Below are 14,526 nucleotides of genomic sequence, written 5' to 3'. Positions count from 1 at the left end.
ATGCTCCGACGCCAATTAGTCGCCTCGCTCGCCCTCGTGCCGCTGACGTTCGCCCTCGCGGCGTTCACGCCAGCGGTCCATGCAGCCAGCACCGCCGAGGTGCTGTTGCCACCCTGGGGCACCTTGCCCAAGGCCATGACCGACCGCCTGAACACCGAGACGGGCCTGACGCTGGAGACGCAAACCCTCGGCTGGGACCAGATCCTGACCAAGGTCGCCACCTCGATGATCGCCGGCAGTCCCCCTGCGGACGTGACCGAAGTCGACTGGTCATGGGTCGGTCAGTTTGGCGCGGCGAAGTGGTATCAACCGCTCGACGGTGCAGTGGATGCCGCCACCGTTGCCGACATCCCCTCGGCCAAGCTGTTCGTTTTCGACAATCAACTGCTGGCCGTTCCCTACGCCAACGACTTCCGGGTGCTGATCTACAACCGCGACCACCTCAAGCGCGCCGGCATCAACGCAGCGCCCACCACCCCCGAGCAATTGTTGACGGATGCCAAGGCGATCAAGGCTAAAAACATTGCGCAGTACCCGATCGCCCTGCCGCTCTCGGCCACCGAAGGCAGCGCCACGGCGTGGTACTTGCTGACCAAGGTCTTCGGCGGTGAGCTGTTCAACGACGCGCTGGAACCGCAATTCGTCAAACCGGATTCGGCCGGCTACAAAGCCATGGCGTTCGAGATCGAGGCCCTCAAATCAGGGTTGATCAGCCCGGCGGCCACAGGCCTCAAAGACGTGGAAGTCCAGGAGCTGTTCAAGAAAGGTGACGCTTCGTTCGACCTCGCAGGCTGGGCGGGCAACATTGCGGTGTACAGCGATCCGGCCAAATCCCAGGTCGCTGAACAGGTCGCGGCCGCGCTGATGCTGACCACCACCGGCACCGCGCGGACCATCGGTTTGCCCGAAGCGGTAGGCATCCCGGCCACCGCCAAAAACAAGGAAGGCGCGAAGGCTTTCATCAACTGGTTCGTCAAACCTCAGAACCAGATCGAAAGCTATGAAACCCTCGGCAACCTGCCAACGCGCACCAGCGTGCTCAAGCAGCTGAATAGCGAAGGCAAGCTCAAGAGCGGCGACGTGATCCTGCAACAGGCCGGGCTGGTCGATCCGCTGTTCAAGCAAGGGACGCCGGTTTGGTACCCGCAATTCACCAGCGCGGTGTCTAGCGCGTTGAATCAGGCGGCCAAGGGTCAGCTGACCGTCGATCAAGCCGTCGCTCAGATCGCTCAAGAAGCCAAGAGTGCGATGCAGCCGTGATGAATCTGACCTCCCTCAGAGAACGCCTGCGTCCTGTTCCGGGCGAGACCTGGCTCGGGCTGCTGTACGTGTTGCCGATCATCGTGGTCATGGCCAGTCTGGTGTTTGTACCGCTGGTGACCACGGTCCTCGACAGCCTGTACCGCATCGACCCGATGCGTCCGGGCAGTCCCTTCGTCGGGCTGCTCAATTACCAGAATCTCACCGCCGACAGCAACGTTCAGCACGCCACCTGGAATACCGTGGTTTACGTGGTCCTGGCGGTGGTGCTGGAAACGGTCGGCGGGCTGGGTGCCGCGTTGTTGCTCAACAAGGTGCGTCACGGTCGGCAATGGTTGCTGGCGGCGCTGGTGCTGCCGTGGTGCCTGCCGCCCGTGGTCAATGCGCTGGTCTGGCTGTGGATCTACAACCCCAGCTACGGGCTGCTCAACAATTTGCTCAAAGCGGTGGGTCTGCTGGACGACAACGTGGTGTGGTTCAACGACCACAACACCGCCCTGCTTCTGGTCGCGCTGGTGCATGTCTGGCGGATGCTGCCGCTCACCGCGATCATACTGCTGGCTGCGTTGCAGGCGATTCCGGCCGATCTGTACGAGGCCGCGAAGCTCGATGGCGCTGGCCCTTTCAAATGTTTTCGCATGATCACTCTGCCGTTGATTGCAGGCGGCCTGGCCATTGCGCTGAGTCAGTCGACGGTGTTCGCGTTCAACCTGTTCGATGAGGCGTGGATTCTCAACGGCTCCAGCCTGGACACCCGCAGCCTGATCATTCAGGTGTACATGTCGGCGTTCCAGAACTTGAAGTTTTCGTATGGGATGGCGTTGTCCGTGCTGGCCATGATCGCGTCGCTGGTGGTTTCGCTGATTTACGTCCTCAAGGTCTATCGCGAAACGAGGTTCGACTGATGCGCACGCTTACGTTGCAGTGGCTGGGTAAAGCCGGATTTGCCCTCGCCATCCTCGTCCTGCTGATCTGGTCGTTGGGCCCGGTGTATTGGGCCGTGATGACCAGCTTCACGGACCCCAAAGACATGCTCAGCCAGCACCTGACGTTATGGCCGGAGCATCCGACGTTGGAACACTTCGCCAAGCTGTTCGGCGCCAGCAGCCTGTCTCAAGGCAACGAGGTGCAGTCGGTCTGGCCGCAGTTTTCCAGGGCCTTCGTCAACAGCCTGGTGACCTCGGTCGCCGCCACGCTGGTGACGCTGGTGGTGGCGGCCTTTGGCGGTTATGCCTTCGTACGCCTGCGCTTTCCGGGCCGCAATCTGCTGTTCGGGCTGGTGGTCGCCAGCATGGCGGTGCCGGCGTACACCGTGATGATTCCGCTGTACCGACTGATGATCTCGCTGCACCTGATCGACACCTACCTGGGGGTGACGTTGATCTATGTGTCGGCGTTTCTGCCCCTGGCACTGTGGCTGATGCGCAGCGTGTATCAGTCGCTGCCGGTCTCGCTCGAGGAGGCTGCGTGGCTGGACGGTGCGGGCCGCACCTACACGTTGATTCGCATCGTGCTGCCGCTGGCGGCCCCCGGTCTGATTGCCACCGCCATCCTCACGTTCCTCAGCGCGTGGGGGCAGTTCATGGTGCCGCTGGTGTTCTCCCCGTCGCTGGCGACCAAATCCCTGACGGTGCTGATCCCTGAATTCGTGACCCGCAACTACGTCGATTACGGGCTGATGAACGCAGCTGGCGTCGTCGCCATGCTGCCACCCGTGCTGCTGGTGATTTTTCTCAACCGTTTCCTCGTGCGCGGCCTCATCGCCGGCGCCACCAAATAACCCTGTAAGGACCTGAACATGAACGTTACCGAGCGCGTTATCGTCGAGCAATTCCCTTTCTGGAACGCGGCCCTGACCCAACCGCTTCCTGGTATTGGAAGCGCCAACGTGGTGGTCGTCGGCTGTGGCACCTCCTATTACCTGGCGCAAATCGTCGCCAGCGCCTTCAACCTCAATGGCAAACGCGCCATTGCCGTACCCGGCGGTGAATGGGCGCGCCGTCCGGAGGCGTACCTGGCGCATTATCAGGACGCACTGGTGATCGCGCTGTCGCGCAGTGGCGAATCCACCGAAACCGTTGAAGCGGTCCAGGCCAGTCGCGTACGCGGCTTGAAATCCATCGGCATTACCTGCGAAGCCGAGAGCAGCCTGGCCAAATGCAGCGATCAAGTGGTGTTCGCCCCGACCCACCCTGCAGAAGGCATTGTCATGAGCAGCTCGGCCAGTCTGATGCTGTTGCTGGGCTTGCGTCTGGCCGGGGCCACCGTCGACGCCAGCGTCGCCGCCCTGGCCGAGCACGCGATGAAGGCCCTGGATCGTCAGGTGAGCACGAGCGTGCTGTCGCGCTCGCACTTCGTGTATCTGGGCGGTGGTGCGTATTACGGGCTGGCCAGTGAAGGCGCCTTGAAGCTCCAGGAAATGAGCCTGACTTACACCCAAGTGTTTCACCCGATGGAATACCGCCACGGCCCGATCAGCCTGGTCGACGACAAGACCTGCGTGGTGTTGATCTACAGCCCGCAAACCCGTGACGAAGAAGCAAAGCTGTACGCCGAACTCAAGGAAAAAGGCGCATTCGTCATCGGCATCGGCGGCCCTGGCGATCTGTATGTCGACGTTGCTCAACACGAGCTGGACCGCAGCCTGACCATCCTCCCCGCCCTGCAATTGTTCGGCGAGCGCCTGGCGCAGCACAAAGGTCTGGACAGCACCGCGCCGCGCCATCTCACCAAGGTGGTGCGTCTTTCCTGAAGCAGTGGTCCGGCCGAGGTAGTGTCCTGATATGGCAACCGTAAACATTCAGCAACTTCGCAAGCACTACGGCACGATTCCGGTGCTGCATGGCATTGACCTGAGTATCGCCGACGGCCAGTTCGTGTCGCTGGTCGGCGCCTCGGGCTGTGGAAAATCCACCCTGCTGCGGATGATCGCAGGGCTTGAGTCCGTGTCCTCCGGGACCATTTCGCTCAATGGCAAGGTGATCAACGACCTCTCGCCCAAGGATCGGGACATCGCCATGGTGTTCCAGAACTACGCGCTGTACCCGCACATGACGGTCGCGCAGAACATGGGCTTCAGCCTGCAACTGCGCAAGGAATCCCCCGAGCGCATCGCGGCTGCCGTGAAAGAGACAGCCGCCATGTTGGGGTTGTCCAACTACCTGGATCGCTACCCGAAGGCACTTTCCGGCGGGCAGCGTCAGCGGGTGGCCATGGGACGCGCGATCGTTCGCCATCCGCAGGTGTTTCTGTTCGACGAGCCGCTGTCCAATCTCGACGCCAAGCTGCGTGTGCAGATGCGCATCGAGATTCGCACCTTGCAGCGCAAGCTCGGCACCACGGCCATCTACGTGACGCACGACCAGATGGAGGCCATGACCATGTCCGACCTGATCGTGGTCATGAACGCCGGGCGCATCGAACAGGTGGGCACGCCCATCGAGGTTTACGATCAGCCTGCCAATCTGTTCGTCGCGACGTTCATCGGCTCGCCCGCCATGAATCTGGTAGACGGCGTCGTACTACAGGAAGCGGGCTCTTCGGTCGTCCTCATCGGCGATCAGCGGATCGATCTTGGCCGCCGTATCGACATTCCCACAAACAGCCCGGTCGTGATGGGCATCCGCCCGGAGCATTTCAGCCTGGGCACCACGGCTGCGACAGACTTCAGCCTGCCGTTCACGGTCGATCTGATCGAGCCGACCGGCGCCGAAAGCCATGTGTACGGTCGCTATGGCACCACGCCGATGGTGGCGTCGCTTCCCCGCAACGGCGACTTGCAATGGGGTCAGCAATTGGTGCTGCGGGGCAGCTGCGAGCACGTCCATGTGTTCGACAAAGCCAACGGGCTGCGACTGGCATGACGACGGCAAGCGCCTGTCTTACGGCAGGCGCTTGCCGCATCCCGCGCGGCCGTACCAGCCCGACGACCGTTCATCGCTGAAACGTTTTTTTCGCAAACTTTTTTCAGGTGTCGGTGAGTCTGACTGAAGAGCTGCTGACGCCCTCGTCAGCGTGCAGGCGCTCTGAATCATTGACCAACGAGGCTTGATGACATGAATAAGAAACTGAGTTATGCGTTCGCGATGGCAGGCCTGACCTGCGTCCTTTCACTGCCGGTCATGGCAGCTACCACCACTGCCCCGAGCGACACCCACAAAACCCACACCACGCAGCAAACCCACGATAAGTCCACTCACTCCAGCAAGGAACCGGCCGGCACCAATGGCGCCAAGACCCAGGGCACTGCCCTTCCAGGTTCCGGTGGCGAAGCGGGCAGCGGTGGTAACTCCAGCCCGGGCAACAAGACCCCGTCCGGCGCAGGCAGCACTAACAGCGGTTCCTGAGTCACCGGACACGATCTGGCCAGACTAAGCGTCAACGCCGTCTGGCCATTTTTTCCCCCACCTTTTATGTGACCTGCCCTGCCACATCACGCAGCACGCTCAGGTCTCTCTTACGCTTAAACCTGCGCTTGCCCACCGTCGACGAACAACTCGATGCCGTTCACGAAACTCGCGTCGTCCGAGGCAAGAAACACCGCAGCATTGGCGATTTCCACCGGCTCACCTACACGACCTATCGGCACCTGCGAAGCCATGTAGTCGAGCAGGCCCTGCTGTTGCTGAGCGTCCGGACCGGCCAGCCCGACGAGACCCGGCGTTTTGGTGGCGCCGGGGCTGAGGGTATTGACCCGCACGTTGCGGTCTTTCAGATCAAGAATCCAGGAGCGGGCAAAGGCGCGGACAGCGGCTTTGGACGCCGAGTACACACTGAATGCCGCCGTGCCAGAGCTGCCTGCCGTCGAGCCGGTGAGAATGATTGACGCGTTCTTTGCCAGCAGTGGCAAGGCTTTCTGAACCGTGAACAGCACGCCCTTCACATTGCGATCGAAGGTGTCGTCGTAGTGCGCTTCGCTGATCTCGCCCAGCGGCACCATCGAGCCGCCGCCGGCGTTAGCGAAGAGTACGTCGAGGGTGCCTTTCTCCGCGCCGATTTGTGCGTACAGCGCGTCAAGCTGGTCGAGCTGCGTAGAGTCGACACGCACCCCGGTGGCGTTGCCGACGTCTGCGACCGCAGCGTCCAGTTCGGCCTGACGGCGGCCGGTGATATACACGTGAGCGCCTTCTTCGGCGAAACGCTTGGCAGTGGCCAGGCCGATGCCAGTGGTGCCGCCGGTGACCAGTGCGATTTTGCCTTCGAGTTTGCGAGTCATGAATGCTCTCCAGAACGATGATTAAGGTGTTTCGGTGAGAAGAAGCTTATCGACGACTTGATTCTTTCAAAATAGACTTGTCCGCAATCCATCATTGCAGAAATGAAATGAGCAAGTTCCCCGATTTCGAAGGCTTAGCCATGTTCGCCAAGGTGGCGGAAGAGGGTTCGTTCGCCGCAGCCGCGCGCCTGATGGGTGTGTCTGTGCCGACCGTGTCCCGCGCCGTGGCCCGGCTGGAAGAGCGTCTGGGTGGCCGCCTGTTCAACCGCACCTCCCGGCAGCTGGCGTTGACCGAGTTCGGTGCGAGCATGGCGGCGAAGGCCGGGGAGATTTATCGCCAGGCCGAAGAGGTCGAGAGCGAGGCGCAGGACCTCGCTGTCCAGCCCCGCGGGCAGGTGCGTCTGGCAATGCCCATGGCGTTCGGCCTGCGCTGGGTGGCGCCGCTGCTGCCCCGCTTGTTGCGTCAGTACCCTGAACTGTCGCTGGACCTTCACCTTTCCGATGCGTCGGTGGATCTGATTGCCGAAGGTTTCGACGCGGCTTTACGCATCGCAGTGTTACCCGACTCCTCGCTGGTGGCGCGGCGCCTGTGCGCCGTGAGGCAATTCCTGGTGGCTTCGCCGGGCTATCTGGCGGAACACGGTCATCCCGCCCACCCGCGAGACCTGGCCGATCGATCGTGTCTGAGTTACGCCTACCGCGCGCGCAGTGAGGTCTGGCGGTTCACCCACAGCGACGGCACAACAGAAGACGTGGCGCCGAAAGGTCCGCTGAGGGTGACCAACTCGGAGGCCTTGCTTCCCGTGTTGCTGGAGGGATTGGCAATCGCCGAACTGCCGGAGTTCATCGTCGCGCAATACCTGGCGGATGGCCGACTGGTCCCGCTGCTGCCGGAATGGAGCATGGCCCGGGGCGGCCTGTACTTCGTCACCCCTTCCGCCCGCAGCCGCCCTGCGAAAATTCGAGCGCTGTCCGATTTCTTCGCCGAACACCTCGCAGATCCGACATGGCGTTGGGCACCTTGAGGCGTCAGTGTGGGGGGTGAGCGGCCATCGCATGCAAGCAGAGGTCGCCCGGCAGCTCCCACGTTTTCCGGCCTGAATCGAAGCCGCTGACCCGCCACGATCTGCTTCCACCGCAGGCCTGGGAGCGTCGCTTACCCGCGATCGGCTGCGCGGCAGTCGTAAAACCGATGATTGCCGTACGCCTGACACACCCGTCCTTCACACGCAGGCAATCGCCCTCAATCTTCAATTGACAGACGAAATTGTGACGATTAGTTTCACAGCATCCGTGGCGCGACGTTGAGTGTTCGGTCACTGCGCGGGGCGAGGTTTCACGGGCGGGCCAGGACAGGTCCCGATACCCGCCCACGGACCCTATGGCCCCGTCCCTGCTGGCACACCCCGCTTCGAACATCACCCCGTTCGGCCTCGACGATGCCGACGCCAGCGATGCAGCACCCATGACCAACGCGGCGCACGACTCGGCGATAGCCGAGGGCTGCCACGCAAGTCGCAACAGAGAAGGCTGTCTCAAAAGCGTGCTGTGCCATGCACAACGCCGTTCGAGCAAGGCCTCCCCCGCACACCCTTTCGAACATCGTGATCGCCATCGAACACGGTTCGTGAATCGTTTTCCCCAATCATTGTGTTTGAAACACATCACGTTTCTTTCAAACCTTTCAGGAGCGCTCCATGTCGGACTCTTGCGTCGCAGAACAGGATTCACCGGGACCCATCCCCGATTGCCTTACCCGTGCGCCGGCCTGGCTGGCAGTCGCCTCGCTGGCCCTGAGCACGTTCGCATCGGTCACCACCGAATTCCTGCCCATCGGCTTGCTGACCAACATCGCCAGCAGCCTGGGTGTCAGTGAAGGCGATGCGGGCCTGATGATCACCATGCCCGGGTTGGTCGCAGCACTGACCGGCCCGGTGCTGATCATCCTTGCCGGACGGCTCGACCGTCGCATCGTGCTGCTGTTGCTCTCGACGCTGCTGGTGATCTCCAACGCCCTCGCGGCCATGGCGCCGGACCTCGTCACCATGCTCCTCGCCCGCGTACTGCTGGGTTTCTGCGTTGGCGGTTTCTGGACCTTCGCCCCCGGCGCCACCACCCACCTGGTACCTGCCCACCTCCAACCCCGCGCGATGTCTTACATCCTCGCGGGCATCTCAGTGGCAACCATCGCCGGGGTGCCGGCCGGGGCGCTGATGGGCAACCTGCTCGGCTGGCGCGCAGCATTCGCCGCTTCGGCAAGCCTGTCGCTGACCGTGCTTATTCTGCAACTGCGCAGCCTGCCGCCCCTGCCGCCGGAACGCGCCATCAAAGCCCGTGAGCTGTTGCTACCCTTCGCCCGCCCGCTGGCGAGAATGGGCCTGCTCGTGGCTCTGCTGCTGGTCACCGGTCATTTCGGCACGTACACCTACCTCAGGCCGATTCTGCAAACGGTCTACGGCGCGTCACCCGACGAGGTCACCAGCCTGCTACTGGTCTATGGCGTCGCGGGTTTCATCGGCACCTTCCTCGGCGGTCGCTGGGTTTCATACAGCCTGAAAGCCACGGCCTTGAGCGCAGCGCTCATGATCGGCGGTGTGCTGCTGCTTTCGGCCTTCGCCGGCCCTGGCATGGTGGGCGGGGGTCTGGCGGCGCTGATCTGGGGCGCGGCGTTCGGCCTGATACCGGTGTCGTTCACCACCTGGATGCTCAAAGCCCTGCCCGACTCGCCTGAAACCGGGCAAGCCGTGCTGGTCAGCACGTTTCAGATCGGGATCTGCACCGGGGCGTTCGTGGGGGGCGTCGTGATTGACACCTACAGCGTCATCACACTGTTGCTGACGGGAGCGGTGTTGCTGGGTCTGGCCAGCATCGCCATTGCCGCGTCGCGCTGGAAAGACGTTTCGGCCTAGAACGTCCGCGAACACCCCGACCGGGTACCGATCTCACCCGGTACCCTGGGGCCACTCGGCGCAAGAGCCCGAGGCAGTCGTCATCACCCCGATGACAGCGCGGACGTGGCGACCTTCCTTACCTCGGCCCATCGCGCCGGACGACCGCGGCATCGCTGGCCGTATTGCGCGGCCGGGGCTTGAAGCGCTCCTGCCCGGGTCTGCGGGGTCAGGCCGATGCCGCTTCCGGGTGCCGCAGGATATTCTCCCGGGGCAAGGTCTCCAGCAGGCACTGCGCGAATGCTTCAGCGACGGGCTGCACGGTCGATGGCAAGCGCAGGCAGATGGCGAATTCGGGCAGCTCCGGCAGCCCGAGGTTGTCGGGCAACACCTGCAGATCCTCTGGCACCGTGGACGTCAGCCACGCCGTGATCGCCAACCCGACCCGCACGGTGGACGCGGTGGCCTCGAAACTGCCGTTTTCGAACACTGTTCGCCAGACAATCCCTTCTCGCGCCAACGCGCCCAACACCAATGGGCGAAACACGCAGCGCTCGTCCACCAGTGACAACGGCAGCGGTCGGGTTTTCCAGACCTCACTCTGGCGGCTGCCCACCCACACCAGCGGTTCAGTGCGGATCACCCTTCCTTGCGGGCTGTGAGCGAGGTATTCAATCAGCGCGACGTCCAGCTGACCGGCATCGATGGCCTCGTGCAGCACCGGGGACGGCTCGCAGGTCAGCGACAGTTCCACCCGCGGATGGGCGTCGGTGAACGCTTTCATGGCAGGCGCCAGCGAGGTGATCAGGTCAGGCGGGGCACCGACCCGCAGCTGCCCGCGAATCGGCCCCTCGACGGTGTCGGCCCAGATTTCATCGTTCAAGCGCAGCAGCTGGCGAGCCTTGGCCAGAAACAGCTCGCCCGGTTGCGACAGCTCCAGTTGCTTGGGCTTGCGAACCAGCAATGGGCAACCCAGGGTTTCCTCGAGGCGTTTGACCTGCTGGCTGACGGCACCCTGGGTCATGTACAGCGCATTGGCGGCCGCGGTCATGCTGCGGTGATCGGCAACGGCGACAAAGGTTCGGATCAGGCTGAGGTCAAGGTTTCGAGGCATGGCGGGATTACGATCAGTAATGTCAGGCATTAAAGATATTCGATTTTCTAATGACCGAGCCAGCCTTACTGTCGGCCACATTCCATTGCCGGATGAAGCGTCGATGCCTACGCTGTTGCCCCTGTTTCTGTTCGTTGCGGCCTCCACGTTGTCCCCTGGCGGTGCCACGTCGCTTGCCACCGCTTCCGGCGCGCGATTTGGCCTGAGCCGGTCGTTGCCGCTGATTCTCGGCATCGCCACGAGCCTGGCGTGCATCGCCGCCATCGCCGCGATTGGCCTAGGTAATCTCATCGCCGAAGCACCGACGCTCGAATGGGCGGTCAAGGTCGCAGGCTCGGCTTACCTGCTGTGGCTGGCCTGGCGCATCGCGCGAAGCGGCGCGGCCTCTCACAGCACTGCTCAGAGCGAGCCGTTGGGGTTTGCCAATGCCATGGCGCTGCTGTTGCTGAACCCGAAAAGCTGGGCGATGACGGTCAGCGCCGCCGCCACTTTTTCGCCCCTGGCGACGCATCCCGCCGGACTGGCGGCATTGCTGGGGCTGTCGTTCGGCATCGCTGCCTGGCTCTCGCTGACCCTCTGGTGCGGGCTTGGCGTACTGCTGGCCCGCCGACTGCGCACCCCGCGTCATTGGCAAAGATTCAACCTGGCCATGGCCGCCCTGCTCGTTTTGTCCATCGTTCCCACTTGGAGTTGATCATGCTTAGCCTGCCGTTTGCCGAATCCTTCGACCTCGACACCTGCTTCGAGGACATCACCGAACACTGGTCGCCCAAGGTCGTCGCGCAAGTGAACGACCAATACGTGAAAGTGGCGAAACTGTTGGGCCAGTTCGTCTGGCACAACCACGCGCAGCAGGACGAATTGTTCTACGTCGTGCGCGGCCATCTGAAAATCGAATACGAAGGCGGCCGCGTGGCGCAGTTGCCGGCCGGGTCGATCCACGTCGTGCCCAAGGGCGTCATGCACAACCCGGTGGCCGATGATGAATGCTGGATCGTGCTGATCGAACCCATCGACACCCTGCACACGGGGGACGTCGAAACGCCGCTGAGCAAAACCATCGAGCAGCAGCTGGCTTGAGCCTCACGGCATTGCGGCAATCCGGCCCAAGGGGAGCGTTATTCTGCGCCACCCTCGACCGTTGGCTCGAAGCGCAAGACCCCCAACACTCCGGCCCCGGTCTTGTCGCGCTTGTCCGAGGGATGATTGACCCCGTCGTAGACCGTCAAATCCGTGAAGTCGAACGGGCTGATGCCGTTGAGGCAGGCCGCGTTGATGCCCAGTTGCGAGGGGTTCGAGCGACGCTGATGGTGGGTGTAAATGCCGCACTTCGAGCAGAAGTAATGCTTGGCGGTGCGCGTGTTGAATTCGTACAGGGTCAACGCCTCTTCGCCTGAGAGGATGTGCAGGTCTTCCTGGCGTGTAGTGACGGCAACGGCGCCGCGCATCCGGCAATACGAACAGCTGCACCGCCGTGCCGTGTGCAGCCCGTCCGCGAGTCGGACACGAAAACGCACGGTGCCGCAGTGACAGCTGCCTTCGAAATCGGCTTGATCCATATTCATTCTCGACCTCACGAAAAACCAGGGGGATGACGTTCACAGGAGGGCGATAGTAGCAGAGGGTCTCGCCGCGTCGGTGCACACCGTGCGCGCTATCGGCCAGCCGCTGCGGTGGCTACAATGCGCGGCATCCGCATTCCGCCCGCACGCGCAGAGTCGACCATGAACCGTCAGAAAAAGCTCCAACAGTTGTTCAAAGCCAAAGCCAAAAAGGCCAGCGCCAAGCTGGCCCCCAAGAAAAAATCCACCTACATCAGTAAGGCTGACCGGGCAAAGCTGGCAGCCGAAGTGGCGGCCGAACCGACCCCGACGGCTGAAAGCTGATAACTGCCAGCCCAGCAGCATTGAGCCCACGCCTCGTCACTTCACTCCGCCCACAGCATCGACCTCCGACGGCAGGTCTCACCACGGCAACTGCGCTGCCAACGGACCGCAACCATCCGACCAGTTGCACGGACGGTCGGGCCAGCCCGCCTACACTCTCAATGTCTTTTCCAGGGATGACACCCAGTCGTCTGCTCGCGGCTGACCATCCTTGCCACGCGGCGCAATCGCTCACTTCGGGAGGTGCAGGCATGTCGAGCAAACGTCCCCCTTTCACGATGGATGGCTGGAACAAGGACTGGATCATCCATGGCCATAAACTGGTGTGCCGGTCCTGTGGTGCCGGGCAATGCCCTGCCGTGGACGAACAACCGTTCAGGCACACGCCGACCTGCGAAATCTCGAACGCGGGAGCACGATACCCGTGGCGCGAATTGAACGACATCCTCAAGGAAGGGCTGGCGGACGCTCGACGCATGCTGCATTGAGCCGCCCTCCCGACCTATGACGACAGTTCACACCAGCTGTGCCATTGACCCTGTTTTACTGCTTCAAGTCCTCGCCTACGCTGTGCGCTACCCCGGACATTCAAGTATCTGGGGATTCTGATCACTGACCGTGGAAGAGACCGATGAGCACAGCACCCAAGCCCGATGAACTCGCCATTCCTTATCAACTGCCCCAAGTCCCGTTCATGACGCCGGACATGGTCATTCCCGGTGTGCTGACAGAGGGTTTGCAGGATGACGATTTGTGGGTGCCAGTGACCGCGTCGGTTTCGTTCAAGCCTCTGCTGCTCAGCACCACGGGCGGCTATTACATCAACCTGTTGCGGGTGCGTCAGAGTGGCGTGCTGTCCCGGCATCGTCACAGCGGCGGCGTGCATGCACTGGTGCTGAAGGGCCGCTGGTACTACCTGGAACATGACTGGGTGGCCACCGAAGGGGCTTTCGCCTACGAGCCGCCAGGTGAAACCCATACCCTGTTCGTGCCGGAAGACGTCGAAGAAATGATCACGTGGTTTCATGTCCAGGGCGGCTACACCTATGTCGACCCGCAAGGCGTGGCGGTGGGCTACGAGGACGTGTTCACCAAGCTCGAAACTGCGCGTAAGCACTACAAATCCCTCGGCTTGCCGGACGACTACATCGAGCAGTTCATACGCTGAAAGGCCGACGTGCGATGACGGCGGGGCCGCTTGTCCGGGGTCGCGAATGCTGGCAGGCTGCGCCCACCGTAGCCTGCCACGAGCGTGCAGATGGATAACTACTCACAGATGCTGGCCTTCGTTTGGGCAACTGAACATGGCAACTTCTCGGCGGCGGCGCGGGCCAACGGCCTGACCCCTTCGGCCATCAGCAAACTGATCACTCGGCTCGAAGACCGCTTGCAGGTGCGCCTGTTTCAACGCGGCACCCGTACGTTGACCCTGACCGAGGAAGGCTCGGCTTACCTGGTGAGTGCGCGGGCGGTGATTCATGCGATGGCAGAAGCGGACTCACTGGCGGAGGCGTTTCCCGGTCGGGTCACGGGTGCGCTGCGCATCCACACCATGACCACCTTCGCCAAACACCAGATCCTGCCGTGGCTGCCGGAATTCCTGTCGACCTACCCTGGCCTCACGGTCGATGTGCAAGTAGGACCGCAGTACGTGGACCTGTTCGATCAAGGCCTGGACATCGCGATCCACAGCGGCGGCCTGCCGGACTCTTCGCGAATCGCGCGCAAGATCGGCGAAAGCGCGTGGGTCACCTGTGCCTCACCGGCGTACCTCGCGCGCAGAGGCACGCCGACCCGACCGCAGGATTTGCTGAGTCACGACTGCTTCAATTTCGGGTTTCACAGCGCCTGGAACACCTGGCAGTTTCACGGCAGCGAGGGCGAGGTCATCACGCTGCCCATTGCGCCCAAGGCCGTGTTCGCCCAAGGCGATCTGCTGCGGGAAATGGCCCTGAGCGGGGCGGGGATCGTCAAACTGGCGCAGTTTCATATCGGCGAAGACATTCGCCAGGGCCGACTGGTCCCGCTGTTGAGCGACTTCAACCTGGCGGGCAAAGAGCCGATCTACCTGATCTATTCGAACAGGAAGCACCTGAGTCCACGTATCCGGGTGTTCCGCGACTTTCTGGAATCCAAACTCAAGGAACACCCATGGGATTGATC

Annotated in this window: 17 protein-coding genes; 14 read left to right on the top strand and 3 right to left on the bottom strand. The window is 62.4% G+C overall.

Annotated features, from left to right (window positions below):
- From B3N48_RS21675 to B3N48_RS21650, 6 genes are all read left to right on the top strand, one after another.
- A complete protein-coding gene (locus B3N48_RS21675) occupies positions 1-1,260 on the top strand; it encodes an extracellular solute-binding protein (protein WP_296187298.1) in 1,260 nt (419 codons plus the stop codon).
- A complete protein-coding gene (locus B3N48_RS21670) occupies positions 1,260-2,165 on the top strand; it encodes a carbohydrate ABC transporter permease (RefSeq protein ID WP_296187297.1) in 906 nt (301 codons plus the stop codon). The genes B3N48_RS21675 and B3N48_RS21670 overlap by 1 nt, the downstream gene beginning before the upstream one ends.
- Positions 2,165-3,040, top strand: a complete 876-nt coding sequence (locus tag B3N48_RS21665) for a carbohydrate ABC transporter permease (RefSeq protein WP_296187296.1) — start codon at positions 2,165-2,167, stop codon at positions 3,038-3,040. The genes B3N48_RS21670 and B3N48_RS21665 overlap by 1 nt, the downstream gene beginning before the upstream one ends.
- A gap of 18 nt (positions 3,041-3,058) precedes the next feature.
- A complete protein-coding gene (locus tag B3N48_RS21660) occupies positions 3,059-4,012 on the top strand; it encodes an SIS domain-containing protein (protein ID WP_296187295.1) in 954 nt (317 codons plus the stop codon).
- Between the two features lie 31 nt (positions 4,013-4,043).
- Positions 4,044-5,123, top strand: a complete 1,080-nt coding sequence (locus tag B3N48_RS21655; RefSeq protein ID WP_296187294.1) for an ABC transporter ATP-binding protein — start codon at positions 4,044-4,046, stop codon at positions 5,121-5,123.
- A gap of 192 nt (positions 5,124-5,315) precedes the next feature.
- Positions 5,316-5,606 (top strand): hypothetical protein, encoded by a 291-nt coding sequence (locus B3N48_RS21650; protein ID WP_296187293.1) that lies wholly within the window; start codon positions 5,316-5,318, stop codon positions 5,604-5,606.
- Between the two features lie 116 nt (positions 5,607-5,722).
- Here the strand turns inward: B3N48_RS21650 and B3N48_RS21645 are convergent, their stop codons facing one another.
- Positions 5,723-6,475, bottom strand: a complete 753-nt coding sequence (locus B3N48_RS21645; RefSeq protein WP_296187292.1) for an SDR family NAD(P)-dependent oxidoreductase — start codon at positions 6,473-6,475, stop codon at positions 5,723-5,725.
- A 107-nt stretch (positions 6,476-6,582) separates the two neighbouring features.
- On the opposite strand from B3N48_RS21645, the gene B3N48_RS21640 reads away from it, so the two are divergent.
- Positions 6,583-7,500 carry a LysR family transcriptional regulator gene (locus B3N48_RS21640; RefSeq protein ID WP_296187291.1) on the top strand — a complete coding sequence of 306 codons (918 nt, stop codon included), beginning with the start codon at positions 6,583-6,585 and terminating at the stop codon, positions 7,498-7,500.
- Positions 7,501-8,172: 672 nt separating this feature from the next.
- Entirely contained in the window at positions 8,173-9,384 is a 1,212-nt protein-coding gene (locus B3N48_RS21635) for an MFS transporter (RefSeq protein WP_296187289.1), read from the top strand.
- A 208-nt stretch (positions 9,385-9,592) separates the two neighbouring features.
- Here the strand turns inward: B3N48_RS21635 and B3N48_RS21630 are convergent, their stop codons facing one another.
- Positions 9,593-10,477, bottom strand: coding sequence for a LysR substrate-binding domain-containing protein (locus B3N48_RS21630; RefSeq protein ID WP_296187288.1), 885 nt, complete (start codon positions 10,475-10,477; stop codon positions 9,593-9,595).
- Positions 10,478-10,580: 103 nt separating this feature from the next.
- Between B3N48_RS21630 and B3N48_RS21625 the strand changes: the two genes are divergently transcribed.
- Together B3N48_RS21625 and B3N48_RS21620 are read left to right on the top strand one after the other, a co-directional pair.
- On the top strand, positions 10,581-11,171 hold the full coding sequence (locus B3N48_RS21625; protein ID WP_296187287.1) for a LysE family translocator: 591 nt from the start codon (positions 10,581-10,583) through the stop codon (positions 11,169-11,171).
- Positions 11,172-11,173: 2 nt separating this feature from the next.
- Positions 11,174-11,557: a cupin domain-containing protein gene (locus B3N48_RS21620; RefSeq protein WP_296187285.1), complete on the top strand. Its 384-nt coding sequence runs from the start codon at positions 11,174-11,176 to the stop codon at positions 11,555-11,557.
- A 38-nt stretch (positions 11,558-11,595) separates the two neighbouring features.
- On the opposite strand, the gene B3N48_RS21615 is transcribed toward B3N48_RS21620, so the two are convergent.
- Positions 11,596-12,042: a GFA family protein gene (locus B3N48_RS21615; protein ID WP_296187284.1), complete on the bottom strand. Its 447-nt coding sequence runs from the start codon at positions 12,040-12,042 to the stop codon at positions 11,596-11,598.
- Positions 12,043-12,201: 159 nt separating this feature from the next.
- On the opposite strand from B3N48_RS21615, the gene B3N48_RS21610 reads away from it, so the two are divergent.
- From B3N48_RS21610 to B3N48_RS21595, 4 genes are all read left to right on the top strand, one after another.
- On the top strand, positions 12,202-12,363 hold the full coding sequence (locus B3N48_RS21610) for a DUF2986 domain-containing protein (protein ID WP_296187283.1): 162 nt from the start codon (positions 12,202-12,204) through the stop codon (positions 12,361-12,363).
- 251 nt (positions 12,364-12,614) lie between these two features.
- Entirely contained in the window at positions 12,615-12,851 is a 237-nt protein-coding gene (locus B3N48_RS21605) for a hypothetical protein (RefSeq protein WP_296187282.1), read from the top strand.
- A gap of 143 nt (positions 12,852-12,994) precedes the next feature.
- Positions 12,995-13,531, top strand: coding sequence for a 2,4'-dihydroxyacetophenone dioxygenase family protein (locus tag B3N48_RS21600; RefSeq protein WP_296187280.1), 537 nt, complete (start codon positions 12,995-12,997; stop codon positions 13,529-13,531).
- A gap of 90 nt (positions 13,532-13,621) precedes the next feature.
- Positions 13,622-14,524 (top strand): LysR family transcriptional regulator, encoded by a 903-nt coding sequence (locus B3N48_RS21595; protein ID WP_296187279.1) that lies wholly within the window; start codon positions 13,622-13,624, stop codon positions 14,522-14,524.
- Positions 14,525-14,526: the final 2 nt, after the last annotated feature.

The organism is Pseudomonas sp. UBA1879 (genome assembly GCF_002338065.1).
GTDB lineage: Bacteria > Pseudomonadota > Gammaproteobacteria > Pseudomonadales > Pseudomonadaceae > Aquipseudomonas.
The sequence above is the reverse complement of the archived record's forward strand: the minus strand, read 5'-3'. Positions and strand labels throughout refer to the sequence as shown.

Coding starts and splice junctions, on each gene's coding strand:
- B3N48_RS21675 (WP_296187298.1), top strand. CDS start 1: ATGCTCCGACGCCAATTAGTCGCCTCGCTCGCCCTCGTGCCGCTGACG.
- B3N48_RS21670 (WP_296187297.1), top strand. CDS start 1,260: ATGAATCTGACCTCCCTCAGAGAACGCCTGCGTCCTGTTCCGGGCGAG.
- B3N48_RS21665 (WP_296187296.1), top strand. CDS start 2,165: ATGCGCACGCTTACGTTGCAGTGGCTGGGTAAAGCCGGATTTGCCCTC.
- B3N48_RS21660 (WP_296187295.1), top strand. CDS start 3,059: ATGAACGTTACCGAGCGCGTTATCGTCGAGCAATTCCCTTTCTGGAAC.
- B3N48_RS21655 (WP_296187294.1), top strand. CDS start 4,044: ATGGCAACCGTAAACATTCAGCAACTTCGCAAGCACTACGGCACGATT.
- B3N48_RS21650 (WP_296187293.1), top strand. CDS start 5,316: ATGAATAAGAAACTGAGTTATGCGTTCGCGATGGCAGGCCTGACCTGC.
- B3N48_RS21645 (WP_296187292.1), bottom strand. CDS start 6,475: ATGACTCGCAAACTCGAAGGCAAAATCGCACTGGTCACCGGCGGCACC.
- B3N48_RS21640 (WP_296187291.1), top strand. CDS start 6,583: ATGAGCAAGTTCCCCGATTTCGAAGGCTTAGCCATGTTCGCCAAGGTG.
- B3N48_RS21635 (WP_296187289.1), top strand. CDS start 8,173: ATGTCGGACTCTTGCGTCGCAGAACAGGATTCACCGGGACCCATCCCC.
- B3N48_RS21630 (WP_296187288.1), bottom strand. CDS start 10,477: ATGCCTCGAAACCTTGACCTCAGCCTGATCCGAACCTTTGTCGCCGTT.
- B3N48_RS21625 (WP_296187287.1), top strand. CDS start 10,581: ATGCCTACGCTGTTGCCCCTGTTTCTGTTCGTTGCGGCCTCCACGTTG.
- B3N48_RS21620 (WP_296187285.1), top strand. CDS start 11,174: ATGCTTAGCCTGCCGTTTGCCGAATCCTTCGACCTCGACACCTGCTTC.
- B3N48_RS21615 (WP_296187284.1), bottom strand. CDS start 12,042: ATGAATATGGATCAAGCCGATTTCGAAGGCAGCTGTCACTGCGGCACC.
- B3N48_RS21610 (WP_296187283.1), top strand. CDS start 12,202: ATGAACCGTCAGAAAAAGCTCCAACAGTTGTTCAAAGCCAAAGCCAAA.
- B3N48_RS21605 (WP_296187282.1), top strand. CDS start 12,615: ATGTCGAGCAAACGTCCCCCTTTCACGATGGATGGCTGGAACAAGGAC.
- B3N48_RS21600 (WP_296187280.1), top strand. CDS start 12,995: ATGAGCACAGCACCCAAGCCCGATGAACTCGCCATTCCTTATCAACTG.
- B3N48_RS21595 (WP_296187279.1), top strand. CDS start 13,622: ATGGATAACTACTCACAGATGCTGGCCTTCGTTTGGGCAACTGAACAT.